This window comes from Bradyrhizobium sp. 157 (genome assembly GCF_023073815.1).
Taxonomy (GTDB): domain Bacteria; phylum Pseudomonadota; class Alphaproteobacteria; order Rhizobiales; family Xanthobacteraceae; genus Bradyrhizobium.
Genome location: NZ_JADPKF010000067.1, coordinates 114,358 through 120,459, shown reverse-complemented (window position 1 = coordinate 120,459; position 6,102 = coordinate 114,358). Strand labels below are relative to the sequence as shown.

Annotated in this window: 7 protein-coding genes; all 7 read right to left on the bottom strand. The window is 63.2% G+C overall.

Features of this window, described 5'->3' with window-relative positions; translation table 11 throughout:
- Positions 1-199: 199 nt before the first annotated feature.
- Complete coding sequence (lpxB, locus tag IVA95_RS15355) at positions 200-1,363, bottom strand: lipid-A-disaccharide synthase (protein WP_247511218.1); 1,164 nt, start codon at positions 1,361-1,363, stop codon at positions 200-202.
- A 23-nt stretch (positions 1,364-1,386) separates the two neighbouring features.
- On the bottom strand, positions 1,387-2,244 hold the full coding sequence (gene lpxI / locus IVA95_RS15350) for a UDP-2,3-diacylglucosamine diphosphatase LpxI (protein ID WP_247511212.1): 858 nt from the start codon (positions 2,242-2,244) through the stop codon (positions 1,387-1,389).
- A 19-nt stretch (positions 2,245-2,263) separates the two neighbouring features.
- The gene (gene lpxA, locus IVA95_RS15345; protein ID WP_247511211.1) at positions 2,264-3,067 is read right to left on the bottom strand and encodes an acyl-ACP--UDP-N-acetylglucosamine O-acyltransferase; all 804 of its coding nucleotides are present in this window, start codon (positions 3,065-3,067) and stop codon (positions 2,264-2,266) included.
- A 168-nt stretch (positions 3,068-3,235) separates the two neighbouring features.
- Entirely contained in the window at positions 3,236-3,589 is a 354-nt protein-coding gene (locus IVA95_RS15340; RefSeq protein WP_213250306.1) for a hypothetical protein, read from the bottom strand.
- Positions 3,590-3,715: 126 nt separating this feature from the next.
- Positions 3,716-4,351 (bottom strand): histidine phosphatase family protein, encoded by a 636-nt coding sequence (locus tag IVA95_RS15335; protein WP_346658008.1) that lies wholly within the window; start codon positions 4,349-4,351, stop codon positions 3,716-3,718.
- A 145-nt stretch (positions 4,352-4,496) separates the two neighbouring features.
- Positions 4,497-4,955: a 3-hydroxyacyl-ACP dehydratase FabZ gene (gene fabZ, locus IVA95_RS15330; RefSeq protein ID WP_028345839.1), complete on the bottom strand. Its 459-nt coding sequence runs from the start codon at positions 4,953-4,955 to the stop codon at positions 4,497-4,499.
- Positions 4,955-6,022, bottom strand: coding sequence for a UDP-3-O-(3-hydroxymyristoyl)glucosamine N-acyltransferase (gene lpxD, locus IVA95_RS15325; RefSeq protein ID WP_247511210.1), 1,068 nt, complete (start codon positions 6,020-6,022; stop codon positions 4,955-4,957). The genes fabZ and lpxD overlap by 1 nt, the downstream gene beginning before the upstream one ends.
- Between the last annotated feature and the right edge of the window lie 80 nt (positions 6,023-6,102).

The window sequence follows — 6,102 nt, the reverse complement described above, 5'->3', positions numbered from 1 at the left end:
CACCCTTGCACGATCATTCCACCGACACCTCTCCTGCAATTCCTGGAGACAGCCCTTCATCATGTCCCGCCTCTTGACACGGGACATAAGAGGATGAGGTCTGATACTGGTCCGCAAAGGCGCTGCGCCGCCGCCCACCATTCATTCGGCAACGCTACATGTTGGTGGGCACGCTTCGCCTTGCCCATCCTACCGCGCCCTACGCCCGTCGCGCTTTTCGCATCGTCGCCAGCACGATATCGGCGGCACGGGCGCTGGGCGGCTGGTTGCCGGTCGACATGATGCCGTCGATCTTGCCGAAGGCCTCGAGTTGCTTCCGCCGCAGCTCGCTGTCGCCCAACGCCTCGCGCAGCGCCGCTGCGAGTTTCTCCGGCGTGCAGTTCTCCTGGAGGAATTCCGGCACGACATTCTCGCCGATCACGAGATTGGCCAAGATCACCGAGTTCACCTTGATCGCCCGCCGCAAGATCCAGGCTTCCACGGCACCGGTCCGGTAGGCCGTCACCATCGGCACGCCAGCCAATGCCAATTCGAGCGTCACGGTACCGGATTTGGCGAGCGCTGCATGCGCGATCCGGAACGCCGCGCGCTTCTCCTGCTCGCCGATGACGACCTGGGGCTGCACCGGCCAGCCCTTCACCGCATCCACGATCGCCTCCTGCAGGTGCGGCATGGTCGGCAGCACCAGTTCGAACGGCGTTCCCTGCTCCTGCAGCAGCCCCACCGCCTGGCCGAATACTGTCATGTGGTGACGAATTTCGCTGCGGCGGCTTCCCGGCAGCACCAACAGCACTGGCGGCGATTCCGCCCGCCGCTTCGCCTCATCGGCGTTCGGGCGCAGCGATGACAGTTGCTCGGTCAGGGGGTGACCGACATAGCTGCAGGGAGGGCCGTGCAGCCTGCGATAGGCTTCGGGCTCGAACGGCAGCAGTGCCAGCACGTGATCGACATATTTTCGCATCGCGCGCGCCCGGCCGGGCCGCCACGCCCACACCGAGGGCGACACATAATCGACGATCGGAATTTTGGGATCCTTGGCGCGCACGCGCCTGGCGACGCGATGGGTAAAGTCGGGGCTATCGATGATGACAAGAATATCCGGCGACGCCTCCGTCACCACGATAGCCGTTTCCTTGATCAGCCCGAGGATCTTCGGCAATTCCTTGACGACCGCAGCCAGCCCGATGATCGAGAGTTCTTCAATCGGAAACAGCGACTCCAGGCCTTCGCGCGCCATTGCCCGGCCGCCGACGCCCTCGAACTGTACCGCATCGCCAAGGCGCTGGCGCAGCACTTTCATCAAGCTGGCGCCGAGGCGATCGCCGGATTCTTCCGTCGCGATCAGAAATATCCTCCGCTCCATCCCTGCGGTCGCGCGAGGCGGCGTCACGCGGGCAAGCCCTGGACGAACAGGCCGGCGCGATCGGCGGCCTCGATCATGGCTTGCGAGTCCGCGGCAATCGTATGGCCGGCGATCACGGCAATGCCGGCGAGCCCGGCTTTTGCCACGCCTTCGATGGTTTTTGCGCCCACGGTCGGCAGGTCGAAGCGCAAATCCTGCCCGCTCTTCGGCGCCTTCACCAGCACGCCGCGGCCGGATTTGGCGCGAATGCGCCCCGCCTCACGCAGCCTCGCCACGCGCGCCAGCAGCCCGTCGGTGCCCTCGATATCCTCGACCGCGACCACATGCCCGTCGATCACGACCACGGCCTGGCCGATGTCAAACGGGCCGAGCGCACCGAGCACCTCCCGCCCCCTGGCAATATCGGCGGCGGCGGCGGCATCCGGCGTGGCACGGGCAATCTGCCCCTCCGGCATCAGAACGTCGGGGGCGACATCCCTGATGCCGACCATCCGGAAACCGTCCTGTTCGAGGATGCGGCCGATCCCCGACAACAGATGATCGTCACCGCCGCGAAACGCCGCCCAGACGCGGCCGAGGACGCGGATCGTGCCCCAGTCCAGCCTGATCTCCGACAGCGCGGGCCGCAGCAGCGTGCCGATGAAGATCAGGTCGCGGCAGCCCTCGCTGCGGAACAGTTTTGTCGCACGGCCGAGTTGTCCGACCGAGATCCAGTGATGGCGGAAGCGGCCGACGCGATCCGGGTCGCAGGCGCCGCGGAGCGCGAACAGCACCGGCGACAATCCCCGTGCGGCAAGCGAATCCGCCACCGCGAACGGCATCGCGCCGCCGCCTGCGATGACGCCGACCGGCGATGAAATGTCGGAAGCCGCTGAGATCATGGCTGCGGCGACCCCGTCATCAAGGTTTGTTGCCGTCGCCGGCGGGCAGGCAGAGCGCGCGATGCTTGCCGTTGCCGATGAAGGCGAGGATTTCGGCGATCGCCGGATCCTCTCCGGCCAACGGTTGCACCGCGTCCAGCCGCTCCGCAAAAATACCGGGCCCGTGAAACAGCTTTTGGTAGAACGAGCGCACCTTGGCGAGCCGCTCCTTGGTGAACTTGCGGCGCTTCATGCCGATAATGTTCAGCCCTTCGAGGTTGGCATATTGGCCGTTGACGAGGCCAAATGGAATGACGTCGCCGCGCACGCCGCAGACACCGCCGACCATCACCTGCGGCCCGATCCGCGTGAACTGATGCACGGCAGACAGCCCGCCGATGAAGGCGAAATCGCCGATCTCGCAATGACCGCCGAGCGTCGCCGAAGTGGCGAAAATCACGTCATTGCCGACCTGGCAATCATGTCCGACATGGCTGCAATTCATGAAGTAGCCGCGTTCGCCGACGCGCGTGACGCCACCGCCGGCGACCGTGCCAGCGTTCATGGTGACGGATTCGCGGATGATGCAGCCCGCTCCAATCTCGAGCCGGGTCAGTTCACCCTTGTAGCTCAGCGATTGCGGCGGCGTGCCGAGCGAGACGAACGGATAGATCGTGCAGCCATCGCCGATTGTGGTCTGTGCCGTGATGTGCACATGCGCGATCAGCTTGCAATTCGCGCCGATGACGACGTTCGGCCCGATGATGCAATAGGGACCGATTGTCGTCCCCTCGCCGATCACAGCGCCATCCTCAACCCGCGCGGTTGGATCGATCGTACCCATCAAGCAGCCCAGCCCATCGATTGCGCGCGAATATCTCGCGTTTTCCGGTGGTTAGCGCGGCATTTCAATGCTGTCTAGTGACGTATGATTACGTCATGTGTCGGGCGCGCAAGGCCTGCGAGATCCATCCGCGGCTGCCCGATTCCCCGATCGAAGGCCGAGTCATCGCTAGGTCATGCTGCCGGGCAAAAAACAGCGGATCGTAATCCCGACCGTGCCCCACATCGGCCATACCATGGTCCGGCCGGCGCGATTTGGTTCAGTGATCACAGCATCGTCGGGGACGTCGATCCATTCGCCATGGAGCCGCACGCGGTAATGACCGTCCTTGGATTCCCAATCGACATCGGCAACGACAGAGCCATCAGCGTCGGAGCAACATGGCCCCTTTCCGCTCCTGAGGCTGTCGAACCACGACTTGAGCGGGGAGTTGGCGTAGCGACCGTCATCGCGGGCCACGGCATGTCCGCTGAGAACAATAGCTGTGCCTAGCAGTGCAACACCGACCCAGAGAAACTTCATGCGGCCATCCGGCAACAGATTCCCCACAGCATCTACAAAGCTGCTGGCCGGCTGAAGTTCCCTCGAGATGGCACAATTAGGTTACGCGGCTCGCCAAAAGTTGATGCACGGCCGAACGGCGTCCTGTTAGCTGCCGGCCAGTGTGATCCATTCGCCAGGCTGCACGCGCGCGATTAGGTGGGCCGGGCCCGAGCTACTGGTCTTGTAGACGAGCGCCTCGCCCTCGCGGATATCGGCAAATTCCTTTCCGAAGGCATCGGCGACGTTGGTCTTGTGCGTTACCGCCACGTTATTCAAGCCGGCTTTCGGAGGCGCATTGACGAGATCCCGGACGGCGCGCCCAGCTTTGGCGTTCTTGCCGTCAGGGTTCGCCATCGCCGACGAGCTGCCCGCGCCGCTGTCCGTCAGGGCGTCGACAGGCAACACGTCCTTGCCGCTGAGCAGCTTGCCGGTCTCGACCGCGCGGTTTAGCTGGCTGGTGTAGACCTCGCCGATCGGCACACCGAGTTTTGCGAGCGCAGTTCCAAGATCGCGCGCCAGCGTGCGGCCCTTCTCGCTCAGTTGGCGCTGCGCACTCATGTCGTCGAATTTGAAGGGGTAAATGTCCTTCTGGCTATCGTCGGTGGCACCGTGTCGAAACACGATGACGTAGCCCCCATCCTTGAGGGACGCGACAAGACCATTGAGATCTGCCGCGTAAGCTTGCGACGGCATCAGCAGAAAAATGACCAAACACGAAATGATGGACGCAAACTTGTTCAAGGACGCCTCCGTTGAAAAGCATGGACCGAGGTCAGATCCGATCAGCAAATTTCGTCAATCGACCTCGAAAATGGATTCCACTACCAAGGATTGAACAAAGACATCCAGAACACGTCAGTTATGTGACGGACAAATTCAATCCCGCTCAATCCGTCAGCATTGCACCGACGTCGGCTTCCGCGACCACGGCACCATTCACCTTGGCGTCTCCGTGAAACCACCACATCGCCTTGCGGCGGCCGATCGAGCGCATGTGGTACTCGATGGTGTCGCCGGGCATCACCGGCTTGCGGAATTTGCACTTATCGATGGTGAGGAAATAAACCGCGCGCGGCTTCTCGGTGCCCTCGACCGATTTGATTCCGATCACGCCGGCGGTCTGCGCCATGGCCTCGATCATCATCACGCCGGGATAGACCGGACGTTCGGGGAAATGGCCGAGAAACGGCGGCTCGTTGAAAGTAACGTTCTTGATGCCGATACCGCTGTAATCGGTCCGGATCTTGATCACCCGATCGATCAGCAGCATTGGATAACGGTGCGGGAGCGTCTTGAGGATCTCGTTGATATCCACGAGCTCAAACCTGACCGGTGCCTCCTCCATCACTCCCGCCCCTCACCTTTCGGATCGACGGTGCCACCCTGCGCCAGCCGCTCCACTGCAACAATCTCCCTGAACCACTGCTTGGTCGGTTTGGCAAAATGACCGCCCCAGCGGCCATTCGGCGGAATGTCGTCCTTGACCGCGCTCATCGCCGTGACCTGGGCGCCATCGCCGATCTTTAGGTGGTTGTTGATGCCCACCTTGGCGCCCAGCGCTACGTTGTCACCGATCGTCAGGCTGCCCGCGAGCCCGATCTGGGCCGCCAGCAGGCAGTGCCTGCCGATCGTCACATTGTGGCCGATCTGGACCTGATTGTCGATTTTGGTACCCTCGCCGATCACCGTATCCCGCAGGCTGCCGCGGTCGATGCAGGTGCCGGCGCCGATTTCGACATCGTTCTGGATCAGGACGCGGCCGGTCTGGGGCACCTTCAGATGGCCTTCCGGGCCGAAGAAAATGAAGCCATAACCGTCTTGGCCGATGCTGCAGGCGGGATGGATCAGGACGTTGTTGCCGATCAGGGCGAACTGGATCGCGCTACGCGCACCGACATTGCAGTCGCGGCCGATTTTGACGTCGGCGCCGATCACCGCGCCGGCACCGATTACGGTGCCAGTGCCGATCTCGACCCGCGGGCCGATCACCGCGAGCGGATCGACGATGACGCCGTCCTCGAGATGGGCGGACGGGTCGATGATCGCCGATGGCGCGATGCCGTCATTGTCGAACCAGGATTGCGGGCGGAGCGCATCGGCGTGCCACTCGCGCGCCAGCTTCACGAAGGCGCGGAACGGCTGGGCCGCCCGCAGCACCGCCACATGGGCGGGCACCTGGGCCTCAAAACGCGGGCTGACCAGACAAGCGCCGGCTTTGGTGGCCTTGAGCTGATCGGCGTATTTGAGGTTGTCGAAAAACGCCAGATGCATCGGACCGGCTTCGTCGAGCGAAGCAAGGCCCCTGATCACATGATCGCCCCGCGCGGGGTCAACCAATAGAGCTCCCGTCAACGCGGCCAGCTCGGCCAGCGTCGAGGAAGGAGGTTGCTTGAAGAATATCGGCTGCGCCATTTCACCCGTCGCAGTCCGGCCGCTATTCACACCAGAGGGCCGGCTCCGAAGGAATGGAGCCGAACCCTCATCTTGTTCCC